The following is a 14210-nucleotide window of genomic DNA, read 5'->3' on the forward strand; positions in this document are numbered from 1 at the left end:
CCGCGTCCGCGCGGTCTTCAGTCGTGAGGTGGACGCCTTTGCAGGGTCAGGACTGGGGCGCCGTGCCGCGCAGCAGGCCGGCCAGTTGCGCGATGCGATAGGGCTTGGGCAGGAAGTTGACGTTGGCCGGCAGCGGCGGCAGCTGCGCGCGGGCAAAGCCGGACGCGAGGATCACCCGCGCCTGCGGCTGCAGTCGCGCCGCGTGTTCGGCCAGGTCGATGCCGGAGACTCCATGCGGCATGCTCACGTCGCTCACGACCACGTCGAAACTGCCGTCCTGCATCGCCTGTATCGCGGCCGGGCCGTCGGCGACCGACACCACCTGGTAGCCGAGCATGCGCAGCGCCTCGCCGACCAGCAGGCGCAGGTCGTCCTCGTCCTCGACGAACAGCAGGCGCGCCTCATCCATTCGGGCGGCCTCCGATCACTGGCAGGCACACACGCACCGTGGTGCCGCGGCCGGGCTCGCTGTCCAGCGTGGCGAAGCCGCCCGACTGCGCGGCGAACCCGAACACCTGGCTCAGGCCGAGGCCACTGCCGCGGCCGACGTCCTTGGTGGTGAAGAACGGTTCGGTCGCGCGATCCGCGACCTCCATGCTCATGCCGTGGCCGTCGTCGATCACGTCCACCGCGACGTACAGGCGCGGCGTCGTCTCCGGCGCCGATGGCGGCGCGGTTTCCACGGTGCTGCTGCGCACCACGATCGTGCCGCCGGTGGGCATCGCGTCGCGGCTGTTGGCGACCAGGTTGAGGATGCCCGCCTCGAACTGCGCCATGTCCACGTCCACCGGTGGGAGCGCATCGGCGAGCTCCAGGCGGAACTGGATCGCCGAACCGCACGCGCGCCGGTACATCTCCGCCGAGCGCGCCAGCAGATCGTTGATGTCGTGCACTTCCGGCGCGAGGTTCTGGCCGCGTGCGAACGCCAGCAACTGGCGCGTGAGCAGCGTTCCCCGGTCGGCCGCGCGCTGCGCCGCCTCCGTCCACTCCTGCACGCGCGGATCGTCGCTGTTCTTCAGGGTGATCAGGTCGAGGCTGTTGACGATCACCGTCAGCAGATTGTTGAAGTCGTGCGCCAGCCCGAGGGTGAGCTTGCCGATCGCTTCCAGCTTCTGCGACTGCACCAGCGCCTTCTGCGCATCGATCAGGCGCTGCTGCGCTTCGTAGCGCTCGGTGACGTCGCGGGTGACTTTCGCGAAGCCGATCAGTTCGCCTTCCTGCCAGATCGGGTCGATCACCACGCTGGCGCGGAAGCGCGATCCATCCTTGCGCACGCGCCAGCCTTCGGCCTCGAACTTGCCCTGCGCGCGTGCGGTCGCCAGTCCGCGCGCGGGCTCGCCGCGTTCGACGTCCTCGCGCGTGTAGAAACGCGAGAAGTGCTGGCCGACGATCTCGCGTTCGCTGTAGCCCTTGATGCGCTCGCCGCCGGGGTTCCAGCTGCGGATGTACCCGTTCGGGTCGAGCATGTAGATGGCGTAGTCGGTCACGCCGCCGATCAGCAGCGCGAGCTGCCGGGCTTCGTCGTCCAGGCCTTTGGTCGCGACGGCACCGCCCCTCGGCGCCTGCGCGGGAATCATGTCTGCCAACGTGTAGTCCCCCTTCGAGCGGCGGAGACTAGTGTGCGCGACGTTAAGGTTCCGTGCACCGTGCTGCCCACGCGGCGGCCGTCGCCCGCATGGGCGTGCGTCCAGACGCGGGTTCGTACTGCGCTCACGGAGCGGTCTCCTGCACGATGCAGTACCGAGCTAAACACAGCGGATGGACACGCAGGGTGAAGCGCGCGTGTGCAGCGAGGTGGATTCAGCCGCACACTCGCGCGACAACACCGCCCGCATCGCGTCCTTCGACGAACACGGCGACGCGTTCGCCCAGGCGTTTGAGTACGAGGTGCGCGCGATGTTCGCCCAGCGCGATGTTGCGGATCGACAGCTCCTCCACGCCGGCTGGCAAGCGTGGATGGTCGAGCACGATCTCCGCGGCGGGTCCGTCGATACGGATGCCCAGGCATGCCTGCAGCGACATGAACGCGGAGCCGGCGGCCCACGCCTGCGGCAGGCAAGCGACCGGATACGCCACCGGGGAGCCGCCCGGCACGCGCGGGAATCCGCAGAACAGCTCCGGAAGGCGCATGTCGAACGCCACCGCCGCCTCGAATGCACTGCGCAGCAGTCGCACCGAAGCGTCGCGCTGGCCGTAGCGCGACATGCCGGCCGCGCACAGCGCACTGTCGTGCGGCCACACCGAGCCGTTGTGGTACGACATCGGGTTGTAGCGCGCTTCGCCAACGGCGAGCGTGCGCACGCCCCAGCCGTTGAAGAAGTCCGGCGACAGCAGCTGCGTCGACACCTTCCGTGCGCGCTCGGCCGACGGCAGGCCGCAGAACAGCAGGTGACCGGGATTGCTCGCGCGCACCTCGCACAACGACTGCTCGCCGTCCACGGCGATGCCGTAGAAGCCCGACTCCATCCAGAAGTGCCGCTCCACCGATTCGCCTATGCGCTGCGCACGTGACTCCCAGCGTCGCGACGATTCGTCCTCGCCCAGTGCAAGCGCGAGTTTGGCCATGCCGCGCATCGCGGCGTACACGTATCCCTGTACTTCGACCAGCGCGATCGGGCCCTGCGGCGAACGGCCGTCGGCGTGGAATACCGAATCGAAGCTGTCCTTCCAGCCCTGGTTCGCCAGCCCCGTCGTTTCGCCGCGCGCGTAGTCGAGCAGTCCCAGCGGATTGGCGTCGCACACGCGTTCGATCCACGCCGACGCGGCCTTCAGCTCGGTCCAGATGCCGCGCACGAACGCCACGTCGCCGGTGCGTCGCGCATAGGCGGCCGCGAGCACGAGGAACAACGGGGTGGTGTCGACGCCGCCGTAGTACAGACCGAACGGGAGCTCGCGCAGCCGCGCCATCTCACCCTTGCGCGTCTCGTGCATGATCTTGCCCGGCGAAGCGTCCATGAACGACGACTCCTCCTTGGCCTGGTTCTTCGCCAGGAACGACAGCACGCCGCGCGCGAGTTGCGGATCCAGCCACAAGGTCTGCAGCGCGGTGATCACCGCATCGCGGCCGAACGGGGTGGAGAACCACGGAATGCCCGCGTACGGGTACGGACCGGTGTCGAGCTCGCTGGTCAGCAGCGCGAGGTCCGCGCGGGAACGCTCCATCCAGGCGTTGAACAGCGGCGCTTCGCTGTTCACCTTCGGCAGGCGGCGCTGGCGCTTGCGCATGCGCGTGCGCGCGACGCTGGCCGCGGCGCGGTAGCGCGCACGCGTGGCCGCCGGCGGATCGTCGCCGGCGCCGACTTCCAGGTGCAGTTCCTGGCGCGCGCGCGAAGGCAGCGAGAAGTCCATGCACAGCCGGCCGTCGTCGAGGCGCGCCGGTGGCCGCGAGAACACGATCGAGGATCGGGACGGCGCGCCGTCGAGGCCGATATAGCCGAACACCAGCCCATCCTCGCGCACGCGCGGCTGCAACGATTGGCCGCGCGCGGCGCGATGGCTGCCGCGGACTTCGAACATGTCGCGGAAATCCGCATCGACATCGAACACCAGGCGCAACCGGACTTCATCGGCGCCGTAGTTGGTCAGTGCGATGCGTTCGAACATGCGGTCCGAGCACAGGAAGCGCGTCCGCTTTAGGTGCACCAGTCCGTGCGGCGTCTCGTCGCCGCCGAGTGGCGGCAGCGTGCGGTTGGTCAGGTGCGCGACGAAGAACACGTTGTCGCGCGAGACCATCGAGCTGAGCAGGGCCGGCAACGAATCGCCCAGCGTGAGGCGGTAGCGCGAGAGGATGCGCGTGTCGTTGTGGAACTGACCGTCGCTATCGCCGATCACGTCGCCGTGGCCGTTGGCGATGAGGAAGGTGTCGCCGTCCTTGAGGACGTAACTGGAGAACAGCGTCGCGGCGGCAGCCGGGTCCATAAGCGGGGCTCAGGCGGTGAGGCGGATGCGTGTGCCTCCCTGTTCGAGCACGCGCCAGTACAGTTCCGCGTAGCGGTTCGCCATGCCCGCCGCGGAGAAGCGCTGCTCGAAGCGCGCGCGGATGCGCGCGCGGTCCAGGCGCAGGACGTCGTCGACTGCATAGGCCGCGCGGTCGATGCTGTCGACGATGCGTCCGGTGATGCCTTCCTCCAGTACTTCCGGCACCGAGCCGCAGTTCCATGCGATCACTGGCGTGCCGCAGGCCATCGCCTCGATCATCACCAGCCCGAACGGTTCCGGCCAGTCGATCGGGAACAGCAGGGCCAGCGCGCCGCCGAGGAACTCGCTCTTCTGCGCGTCGCTGATCTCGCCGACGTACTCGATCAGCGGATCGTCGAGCAGCGGTTCGATCTCATCGTGGAAGTAGGCGCGATCGACGGCATCGACCTTCGCTGCGACCTTCAACGGCAAGCCGACGCGCTTGGCGATCGCGATGGCGCGGTCCAGGCGCTTTTCCGGCGATATTCGGCCGAGGAAGGCGAGGTAGCCGCGTGGTTGCGCGCTGAAGCGGTACAGCGAGGTCGGCAGTCCGTGGTAGACGGTGCCGGCCCAATTCGCCGATGGAAGCGGGCGTCGCTGGCTGTCGGAGATCGATGCGAGCGGGAACTGCGGCCAGCACGCGTACGCGTCGGACAGGTCCTTCAGGTCGAGACGTCCGTGCAGCGTGGTCAGCGTGCGCCAGGGCGTGTCCTGGAAGAACGGGAAATGCAGCAGGTCGATGTGGAAATGCAGGATGTCGAAATCATCCGCGCGGCGGCGCACTTCATCGAGCATCGCCAGGTGGGCGGCCATGTCGCTCTTGAGCGGCGCGGGGTCGAGACGGATCGCCTGGTCGCGCATCGGTGCGAGCGTCGCCAGCGTGTCCGCTTCGGCGGACGCGAACAGCGTGACCTGGTGGCCAGCCTGCACCAGCGCATCGGCGAGGTGCGCGACGACGCGCTCGGTCCCGCCGTACAGGCGCGGCGGCACGGCTTCGTACAGGGGTGAAACCAGCGCGATCCTCATGCCGCTTTTGTTCCGCACGCCGCAGCCTGGCCGAGGGCGCGTGCTGCGCTCGACCCGCCGCTAATGGCAAGGAATCGACGATATGTCAGCGTCCTTCAAGGTCGCGTGATGCGACGGTGCATGCGCGATGACGCGCGCGTGGCTGAACAGGTGCGACGCGATGTCAGGCGATGGGAAGCGCGTGCGCAGCGTGTTCCACGAACACTCCGAACGGGTCCGTGCAGTCGAGTTCGTGCGCGGTGCACGCGGACAGGTGCGACAGCAATTGCGCGAGCGTCACCACGTCGCGATCGTTATGCGCGAGTACGCGGCGCAGGTTGTGCGCACTCCCGCCGCGCAGATACGACAGCCACGCGGCCGGCGCCTCGGAACCGGGCAGGTCGTCTTCGCGCACCACGCCAAGCGCGCGCCGTTCGATGGTCGCGAGCCGGCAGTTCTCCCAACGCCCGCGGTAGCGGCGACGCGTGGGGTAGAGCAGGTCGACGTGGGCGAAGTCGGCGAGCGGATTGCGCATCCGGTTGAGGCGATAGCGCGTGGCGAGCAGCGGCGCGTCGTAGCACTTGCCGTTGTAGCTGACGAGCACGCTGTCGGGATGCAGCCACTGGCGGAACGCGTCGAGCATCGCGGCCTCGCCGGACATCGTCGTGATGAGTAGCTGGCGGACGCGCAGCGCGCCGTCGTGCCAGTCGGCTGCGCCGACCATGAAGGCACGCGTGCCGCTGCCGCCGGCGAGGCCGGTGGTTTCGGTATCGAAGAACACCAGACGTTCGGCCTGCAATGCTTCGCGGCGGTCGAAGCGCCCGTCGATCCAGGCCGCATCCGGGCCGAACGGCACGCGCGTTTCGATCAGGCGCAGTCCGGGTGCGATCTCGAGACCGGGCACGACGCGATCGTGCGCGCCCAGCGGAAGGACGGATGCGAAGTGCGATGCATCGGGCGTGCGGCGACGCAGAAGTCGCCGGAGTCCGTCGAGCGCGGGCGTGGTCGCGTCCGGTGCGGAGGCCTGCGACGCCGGTGTCGCGCCGGCCTGTCGCTTGAGCTGCTGCAAACGCGCGAGGGTCAGGCTCATGCGTGGCCCAGTGCGTGCAGCACGCGCAGGGCGAGCGCGCGTGGTGCGGCCGAAGCGTCCTCGTCCGCGGCAAGCACGGGACCGACGCAGGCCGGGCAACCCGCCTTGCAGTCGCAGCGTTCGACCAGTTCGGTCGCGCGCTGCACGAGTTCGCGCTGGCGGAACCACAGCGGTTCGCTCAGGCCGACGCCGCCCGGGTAGTTGTCGTACAGGTAGACGGTCGGCACGAAGCGCTCGCCCTCATCGATCGACGGCATGCCGTCGCCGCCGCGCAGCTGCCCGCGTCCGCGTCCGTCGGCGCTGGCGAACCATGCGCCGTTGCCATCGCCGACCGCCTTCTGCAGGTCGACGCCTTCCGCCATCACCGCCAGCTTCGCCACCACGTGCAGCGCGTAGCCCGCGCCGAGGAAACCGTCCAGCGCTTCCTGGCGCGAGGCGAACGTCGACTCCAGCACGGACTGCGGCAGCTGCCACCACACGCTGGTGGTGTGCAGTTCCTGGTCGGGCAGGGTGACCGGGCCGTAGCCGATGTTCTCGTGGGTGTAGTAGCGGATCTTCTTGTAGCCGGCGACGCGGCGCACCACGTGCACCTCGCCGTGATGGCAGGTGCCGCTGCCCGCGGGCGATCCATCGAAGCGTTCGAGCACCTTCAACTTTGTGTAGTCGATCGCGTCCGTGTAGTAATCGACATGGGTGCGCGTCACGAATGCCTTGCGGCCGTCCCAGTCGAGTCGCTCGACCTGGTAAGGCGTGGCCTGCACCATGTAGATGGCGCCTTCGTACAGCGTCAGTGGCGCGGACGAGAAATCGACCTCGGCGATGATCGTCTGCCGACCTTCGCTGCGGTCCACCACGACGAAGTTGCCGTCGGCGACCGAGCGCAGGCTCACCGCGTTGGCGGGATAGCTGTCGGCGATCCATTCCCAGCGGTCCTGTTCGCCGTGCACCACGCCGTCCTCGGCGAGCAGTTGCAGGTACACCGACGGATCGACGTCGCCGAACAGCTCACGCGCCTGGAACGGCAGCTCGAACGCGGCGCAGCGGATGTGGTCGAGCAGGATCACCGGCTGGTCAGCGTGGATGCGCGCGTGCTCCGGCGACGCGCTGGCGAAGAATTCCGGATGGCGGATGACGTACTGGTCGAGCGGATCGGAGCTGGCGACGAGCACGCCGAGTGAGGCCTGGCGACGGCGGCCCGCACGTCCGAAGCGCTGCCACGTCGCGGCGATGGAACCGGGGTAGCCGTTGAGCACCACCGCATCGAGCGCGCCGATGTCCACGCCCAGCTCGAGCGCGGACGTCGAGACGATGCCGTCGATCTGGCCGGCGCGCATCGCGCGTTCGGTCTCGCGGCGCTCGGTGGGCAGGTAACCGCCGCGATAGCTGCGGATGCGCGCCGGCTTGCGTGGATCGTGGTCGAACACGTCCTTGAGGTACTTGGTCAGCACTTCGACCATCAGCCGCGACTGCGCGAACACCAGCGTCTTCAGGCCCGACTTGATCGCCAGCCGCGCGATCAGGTTGCTCTGCGAACGCGCCGATGCGCGCAGGCCGAGGTCGGGATTGACCACCGGTGGATTCCACAGCAGCACGTACTTGTCGCCGCTGGGCGCGCCGGATTCGGTGATCGCAGTGACGTCGCGTCCGGTCAACGCCTCGGCGTGCGCCTTCGGATTGCCGATGGTGGCCGAGCACAGGATGAACTGCGGATTCGAGCCGTAGAACGCACAGATGCGCTGCAGGCGGCGGATCACGTTGGCCACGTGCGAGCCGAACACGCCGCGGTAGCTGTGCACTTCGTCGATCACCACGTAGCGCAGGTTCTCGAAGAACTGCGCCCACTTGGTGTGGTGCGGCAGGATGCCTTGGTGGAGCATGTCGGGATTGCTCACCACGATGTCGCCGTGCAGGCGGATCGCCTGGCGCGCATCGCCCGGCGTGTCGCCGTCGAAGGTGAAAGTGCGCACGCCGAGGTTGCCGGCGGCGTTGAGTTCCAGCAGCTCCGCCACCTGGTCCTGCGCGAGTGCCTTGGTCGGAAACAGGAACAGCGCCTTGGAGCGCTGCGTCGCCGCGGCGGCGAGCACGGGCAGCAGGTAGCACAGGCTCTTGCCGGACGCGGTCGCCGTGGCGATCACCACGTCCTCGCCGCGCGTGACGGCGTCCCACGCCTCGCCCTGGTGCGAGTAGAGGCGATCGATGCCGCGCGCCTTCAATGCGGCGACGATGCCCTCGGGCACCGCCTCGGGCATGGGCACGCTGCGCTCGGGTCGCCCGGGAATCGTGTGTACACCGGTGACGCGCGAGACGTACTTGTTTTCCAGCCGCTGTGCGAGTGCGCGGCCGTCGGCGCGGGGCGCTGGACGCGCGACCTCGGGAAAGACGCTGTCCTGGGCTGGGCTGCGCGCCGGTGGCTGCATGGGGATCGCTCCGCGAAAGGCAGGGCTTTGTAGGCGGAGTGCGTCTCAGTGGGTGAGACGGGGAGGTCGCTCCTCGCCTGCGAAGTTGCTCCCTCTCCCCTCGCGGGAGAGGGACAGGCGCGAAGCGCCAGGGAGAGGGGTGGGGCGCCGGCTTGTGGCGCAGCGCGCTTCGCGCGCACCCCTCTTCCGCCCTTCGGGCACCTTCTCCCTCAAGGGGAGAAGGAAGTGCGCGTCCCCTTCGCGGGAGCGACGGCAGGAAGCGACGTCTCAGCCCATCGCAGTCCCGCGCCACGACCACAACCGCATCCGCGCCGTGCCGTGATTCCCCAGTCGATGGATCGCCAGCGCCGATGGCGAGAACACGAACGGCTCGAACGCCTCCGCTTCCAGCGCCTGCAGGTGCGTCGCGCTGCCCCGGCCCAGCGTGATGTGGGGTACGTAGTTCGCGCCGCTGTGCTCGGGTGCGAAGCATTCGACATAGCGCACCGTGGACGGACGGATCGGTGCGCCATCGTCTTCGGGCGCGAACGCCGCAGCGGTGCCACCGCTTCGCGCGAACGCCTGCACGGCGGCCAGGCAGTCGTCGGCCAGCGCCTGCAGTGCGGGCTGCGGACGGATCAGCCATGACGCGCTGCCGCTGCCGTCCTCGATGCGTACGTTCACGCGCGTCACTTCCAGGCGCATGCCCGCGACATCGCGACCGGCCAGCACGGCGGCGAGTGCATCGCACACAGGGTCGAGGTCGCGCGCGCCGATGTAGCGCTGCACCAGCGTCGCGTGCGGAAGATGGGTGGCGTCGAAGGCGAAGCCGGCCGGATGGTCGGCGCGCAGTGCGGCGTTGACGCGGCGTGCGCGCTCCTGCGTGGCCGCGTCGAGTTCGAGCAGGACGTCGATGGCGATCATGCAGGCGTTCCGGCGAGGCCAGCCGGCATCATCGGCGTTGGCGCGACGCGATGCACGCGACTCAAGCCCGGCGTCGCGCGGCCGATAAACTGCGTATTCCGTCGCGGAACGCAGGGCCTCACGGCGCGTTCCGCGATTCCCGTCCACGGCATGGAGGCCGCCCTTGCGATAGATTCGCCGGGGGAGGGTTAACCCGTCATGCCGTTAAGCAAAATCTCGCCCCTCCGCGGGTTCCTGTCCGCGACCGTGATCCTGGTCGCGCTGGGCATCTATGTCGTCGCCAATGCGATCCAGCTCGGCGCCGATTACCGGCTGGTCACGCGCACCCACGAGGTGCTGCGACATCTCGACCGGATCGAAACCCTCAAGCACGAGGCCGTGGCCGAATCGCGCGGTTACCTGCTGGCTGGCCGTGGCGAAGCGCGCGACCGTTTCTGGCGCGTGAGCGGCGAGCTCCACCGCGAGGCAGCGCTGCTGCTCGACCTGGTCGCGGACAACGCGCCGCAGCGCACGCGCAGCCAGAAGTTGCTGGAGGCGCTCGACCGGCGCCTGGCGTTGAGCGCCGATGCGATCCGCACCTTCCGGCCGGGGCAGGCCGCGACGATCAATGCGTCCGCCGCGAGGGTCTCCGCGATCCGAGCCGGCGATGTCGATGTGGCACGGCGACTGGATCAACTGCGCCAGGCCGAACGCGTGCTGCTGGCGCTGCGCTCGCAACGCGCCGAGCGTTCCGCATGGCTGGTGCTGCTGGCCACGGGCATCGGCATTCCGCTGAGCCTGCTGCTGATCGGCCAGGCGCATCGCCGCCTCGCCCGCGAGAACCGCGTGCGCCAGCAGGCCGAGGCCGCAGCGTCGGCGTCGAACGCCGAACTCAACGCCACCGTCGCCCAGCTGGCGCGCCTGTCCGACAGCATGGGCGCGCTCAGCCATTACTCGAGCATGCTGCAGGGCGCGTCCGACGCGCAGGAGCTGTACGAGATCACCTCGACCACGTTCCGTCGGCTGTTTCCCGGTCTCGCGGGCATGCTGTACGTGATCCGCGCTTCGCGCGACCACGCCGAGCTGATCGCGCACTGGGGTTCGCCAGTCGCGCCGAACGATCCCTCACCCGAGCCGCACGCCTGCTGGTCGGTGCGCCGGCACGCGCCCTACGTCATCGACGACCTTCGCCAGGGCATGCGTTGTCCGCACATCGGTCGTCCTGCCGGCGCGGAGGCGGTGCATGGCGTGTGCATTCCGCTGAGCGCGCATGGCGAAGTCGTCGGCTGGCTGTCGCTGCAGGGTGAAGGCCGCGGCCACATCGCCGACGAATCGCTGGCGGTGCGCCTGTGCGAACAGCTGTCGCTGGCGCTGGCCAACGTGCGCCTGCGCGAGAGCCTGCGCCACCAGGCGGTGCGCGACGCGCTCACCGGGCTGTTCAACCGCCGCTATCTGGAGGAATCGCTGGCGCGCGAGATCGCCCGCTGCCAGCGTCGCCAGCAGCCGTTGGCGGTGCTGATGATGGACGTCGACCACTTCAAGGCGTTCAACGATCGCCACGGCCACGCGCAGGGCGACGCGGCGCTGGCGGCGTTCGCGCGGATGGTGCGCGAGATGTGCCGGCCGGAGGACATCGCGTGCCGTTACGGCGGCGAGGAATTCACCCTGATCCTGCCCGAGACCGACCTCGCGACCGCACTGGAACGCGCCGAGGACATCCGCGCGGGTGCGGCGCTGCTGCGCATCGGCGACGCCGGCGGTGCGCTGCTGCGCATCACCGTGTCGATCGGCGTGGCGCTGATGCCCGACCACGGCGACGTCGGCCTGGAACTCATGCGCGCGGGCGATCGCGCCCTGTATCGCGCCAAGCATGAGGGACGCGACCGGGTGGCCGTGGCGGCCGGGGCTTCGGCGATCGGGGCGATCTGAAGCGCGATCCGGGCGTTGCCTGCCCGCGCCTGCGATCGCTTCCGGTGCGTGCACGACGCGAAGGCCGGGCCGTTGGACCGACGGATGAACAGGGCCCCGACCCGCTTGCTGGCGCAATGACCGGGCGAGGGTGGGTGCCTTCGACAAATCCGGCAGGACGTGCACACTTCGGCTCTGGCACGGTGCCGTCAGGGGGACGGCACCAGCCGTTTCGGTCCAACCGGCCCTAGCGGCCAACGATCACGAGGGGAGAAGTTGATGCGTCGTATCCTGGTTTCCGCCGTTGCGCTCGCACTGGCCGCGGCCTGCACTACTGCCGTTGCGGCCGCCGCCGACGGCGCCGCACCGATGAGCCACGAGACCACCACCCAGTTGCCGCGCAACGTGCGGCCCGTCCACTACGACGTGTCGATCACGCCGCAGGCGTCGTCGCTGTCGCTGGCCGGCCAGGTCACGGTCACGCTGGACGTGCTGGAAGCGACGCCGAGCATCACGCTCAATGCGATGGACATGGCGTTCCCCTCGGCGCGGCTGACGCCCGATGGCGGCAAGGGCAAGGCGTTGACGCCGAAGGTGAGCGTGGACGCGCAGGCGCAGACCGCGACGTTCGCGTTCGACAAGCCGCTGCAGCCGGGCCGCTACCGCCTCGCGCTGGACTACACCGGCAAGATCGGCACGCAGGCCAACGGCCTGTTCGCGATCGACTACGACACCCAGGATGGCCGCAAGCGCGCGCTGTTCACCCAGTTCGAGAACTCCGACGCGCGGCGCATGATCCCTTCGTGGGACGAGCCCTCGCACAAGGCCACCTTCACGCTCGAAGCCACCGTGCCGACCGGCCAGATGGCGGTGAGCAACATGCCGGCGACCTCGACGCAGGATCTCGGCAACGGCACCACGCGCGTACGCTTCGCACCGTCGCCGAAGATGTCGACCTACCTGCTGTTCCTCAGCGTCGGCGACTTCGAGCGCGCGACCACCCAGGCCGAAGGCGTGGAAGTGGGCGTGGTGACCCAGCGCGGCAAGATCGACCAGGCGCGCTTCGCGCTGGATTCCTCGGCCGACGTGCTCCGCGAATACAACGACTACTTCGGCACCGCCTATCCGCTGCCCAAGCTCGACAACGTCGCCTCGCCGGGCGGCAGCCAGTTCTTCAGCGCGATGGAGAACTGGGGCGCGATCTTCACCTTCGAGCACACCCTGCTGCTCGATCCCAGCATCTCGACCCAGTCCGACAAGCAGCGCGTGTTCTCCGTCGCCGCGCACGAGATCGCGCACCAGTGGTTCGGCGACCTGGTGACGATGAGCTGGTGGGACGACCTGTGGCTCAACGAAGGCTTCGCCACGTGGATGGCGTCGCGCACCACGCAGAAGCTGCATCCGGAATGGAACACGCAGCTCGGCGCGGTCGGTTCGCGCGAGGCGGCGATGAGCCGCGACGCGGTCGCGACGACGCATCCGGTCGTGCAGCACGTGGAAACCGTCGAGCAGGCCAGCCAGGCGTTCGACGCGATCACCTACCAGAAGGGCAGTGCGGTGATCCGCATGCTCGAAGGCTACGTCGGCGCCGAGGCATGGCGCGACGGCGTGCGCAGCTACATGAAGGCGCACGCTTACGGCAACACGGTGTCGGACGACCTGTGGCGGCAGATCCAGGCGGCGTCGGGCAAGCCGATGCTGGACATCGCGCACGACTTCACCCTGCAGCCGGGCATCCCGATGATCCGCGTCGCGTCTTCGGCCTGCAGCGGCGGCAAGACCACGCTGACCCTGACCCAGGGCGAGTTCACCAAGGATCGTCCGGACAAGCAGTCGCTGCGCTGGCGCGTGCCGGTGATCGCGCAGTCCGCAGGTGGCGAGCCCGTGCGCACGATCGTGGAAGGCGGCAGCGGCACGCTCGAAGTGCCGGGCTGCGGTCCGGTCGTGGTCAACGCAGGCCAGAGCGGCTACTACCGCACGCTGTACGCGCCGGCGCAGTTCGCGCAGCTGCGCACCGGTTTCGCGAAGATCGATGCGATCGACCAGCTCGGCGTCATGAACGACGTGTGGGCGCTGGGCCTCGCCGGCCTGCAGTCGCCGTCGGACTACCTCGATCTGGTCAAGGCGACGCCGCGCGACGCCGATCCGCAGATCTGGGGTGACATCGCCGGCAGCCTGCACGCACTCGACGAGTACTACGACGGCGACGCCGCGCGCCAGGCTCGATTCCGTCGCTTCGCCATCGCCCAGCTGTCGCCGATGCTGGCGCGCGTGGGCTGGGACGAGAAGGCGGGCGAATCGGATCCGGTGAAGATCCTGCGCACAGATCTCATCGACACGCTCGGCGCGCTCGGCGATCGCAACGTGATCGAGGAAGCGCGTCGCCGCTATGCCTCGGATGCGATGCCGGCGGGCCTGCGCAAGACCATCCTCGCGGTGGTCGCGCGCCATGCCGACGCCGCCACGTGGGACAAGCTGCGCGCTGCAGCGCAGGCGGAGAAGACGCCGCTGGTGAAGGACGAGCTGTACTCGCTGCTGTCGTCCGTACAGGACGCGGCGCTGGCCGAGAAGTCACTGGAACTGGCCATGACCGACGAACCCGGTGCCACCAACAGCGCCGGCATGATCCGTTCGGTCGCGCGCCTGCATCCGGACCTCGCGTTCGACTTCGCGATGGCGCACCGCGAGCAGCTCGACGGCAAGGTCGATTCGACGTCGCGCTCGCGCTATTACCCGGGGCTGGCCGGCGGTTCGCTGGATCCGGCGATGATCGGCAAGGTCGATGCCTACGCGAAGGCGTACGTCGCCGAGAGTTCGCGCCGCGCCGCCGAAACCGCGATCGCCAACATCGCGTACCGCATCAACGTGCGCAAGGAACGCCTGCCGGCAGTGGATGCATGGCTGTCGAAGCACGGCGGCTGATGCAGCGCTGATCCGCTGGATGTGCCACC

Annotated in this window: 9 protein-coding genes; 2 read left to right on the forward strand and 7 right to left on the reverse strand. The window is 69.0% G+C overall.

Annotated features, from left to right (window positions below; translation table 11 throughout):
- Positions 1-46: 46 nt before the first annotated feature.
- The 7 genes from FOF45_RS11980 to FOF45_RS12010 all read right to left on the reverse strand — a co-directional run bounded on the left by FOF45_RS11980 (position 47) and on the right by FOF45_RS12010 (position 9372).
- On the reverse strand, positions 47-409 hold the full coding sequence (locus FOF45_RS11980) for a response regulator (RefSeq protein ID WP_158985158.1): 363 nt from the start codon (positions 407-409) through the stop codon (positions 47-49).
- Positions 402-1577, reverse strand: a complete 1176-nt coding sequence (locus tag FOF45_RS11985; RefSeq protein WP_158985160.1) for a two-component system sensor histidine kinase NtrB — start codon at positions 1575-1577, stop codon at positions 402-404. Before FOF45_RS11985 ends, FOF45_RS11980 begins: the two co-directional genes overlap by 8 nt.
- Before the next feature lie 223 nt (positions 1578-1800).
- Positions 1801-3918: an amylo-alpha-1,6-glucosidase gene (locus FOF45_RS11990; protein ID WP_158985162.1), complete on the reverse strand. Its 2118-nt coding sequence runs from the start codon at positions 3916-3918 to the stop codon at positions 1801-1803.
- Between the two features lie 9 nt (positions 3919-3927).
- Positions 3928-4983: a glycosyltransferase family 4 protein gene (locus tag FOF45_RS11995; RefSeq protein ID WP_158985164.1), complete on the reverse strand. Its 1056-nt coding sequence runs from the start codon at positions 4981-4983 to the stop codon at positions 3928-3930.
- A gap of 163 nt (positions 4984-5146) precedes the next feature.
- The gene (locus FOF45_RS12000; protein WP_158985166.1) at positions 5147-6052 is read right to left on the reverse strand and encodes a ribonuclease H-like domain-containing protein; all 906 of its coding nucleotides are present in this window, start codon (positions 6050-6052) and stop codon (positions 5147-5149) included.
- Positions 6049-8469: a DEAD/DEAH box helicase gene (locus FOF45_RS12005; protein ID WP_158985168.1), complete on the reverse strand. Its 2421-nt coding sequence runs from the start codon at positions 8467-8469 to the stop codon at positions 6049-6051. The genes FOF45_RS12000 and FOF45_RS12005 overlap by 4 nt, the downstream gene beginning before the upstream one ends.
- A gap of 267 nt (positions 8470-8736) precedes the next feature.
- Positions 8737-9372: a hypothetical protein gene (locus FOF45_RS12010; RefSeq protein ID WP_158985170.1), complete on the reverse strand. Its 636-nt coding sequence runs from the start codon at positions 9370-9372 to the stop codon at positions 8737-8739.
- A gap of 198 nt (positions 9373-9570) precedes the next feature.
- Between FOF45_RS12010 and FOF45_RS12015 the strand changes: the two genes are divergently transcribed.
- Positions 9571-11280, forward strand: coding sequence for a sensor domain-containing diguanylate cyclase (locus tag FOF45_RS12015; protein WP_158985172.1), 1710 nt, complete (start codon positions 9571-9573; stop codon positions 11278-11280).
- A gap of 258 nt (positions 11281-11538) precedes the next feature.
- Positions 11539-14181, forward strand: coding sequence for a M1 family metallopeptidase (locus FOF45_RS12020; RefSeq protein ID WP_158985174.1), 2643 nt, complete (start codon positions 11539-11541; stop codon positions 14179-14181).
- Positions 14182-14210 lie beyond the last annotated feature (29 nt).

This window comes from Lysobacter panacisoli (assembly GCF_009765165.1).
In the GTDB taxonomy this organism is placed as follows: Bacteria; Pseudomonadota; Gammaproteobacteria; order Xanthomonadales; family Xanthomonadaceae; genus Lysobacter_J; species Lysobacter_J panacisoli.

What these genes read in the sequence shown, in the direction of transcription:
- FOF45_RS11980 (WP_158985158.1), bottom strand. Translation starts at nt 409, where the DNA reads ATGGATGAGGCGCGCCTGCTGTTCGTCGAGGACGAGGACGACCTGCGC.
- FOF45_RS11985 (WP_158985160.1), bottom strand. Translation starts at nt 1,577, where the DNA reads ATGATTCCCGCGCAGGCGCCGAGGGGCGGTGCCGTCGCGACCAAAGGC.
- FOF45_RS11990 (WP_158985162.1), bottom strand. Translation starts at nt 3,918, where the DNA reads ATGGACCCGGCTGCCGCCGCGACGCTGTTCTCCAGTTACGTCCTCAAG.
- FOF45_RS11995 (WP_158985164.1), bottom strand. Translation starts at nt 4,983, where the DNA reads ATGAGGATCGCGCTGGTTTCACCCCTGTACGAAGCCGTGCCGCCGCGC.
- FOF45_RS12000 (WP_158985166.1), bottom strand. Translation starts at nt 6,052, where the DNA reads ATGAGCCTGACCCTCGCGCGTTTGCAGCAGCTCAAGCGACAGGCCGGC.
- FOF45_RS12005 (WP_158985168.1), bottom strand. Translation starts at nt 8,469, where the DNA reads ATGCAGCCACCGGCGCGCAGCCCAGCCCAGGACAGCGTCTTTCCCGAG.
- FOF45_RS12010 (WP_158985170.1), bottom strand. Translation starts at nt 9,372, where the DNA reads ATGATCGCCATCGACGTCCTGCTCGAACTCGACGCGGCCACGCAGGAG.
- FOF45_RS12015 (WP_158985172.1), top strand. Translation starts at nt 9,571, where the DNA reads ATGCCGTTAAGCAAAATCTCGCCCCTCCGCGGGTTCCTGTCCGCGACC.
- FOF45_RS12020 (WP_158985174.1), top strand. Translation starts at nt 11,539, where the DNA reads ATGCGTCGTATCCTGGTTTCCGCCGTTGCGCTCGCACTGGCCGCGGCC.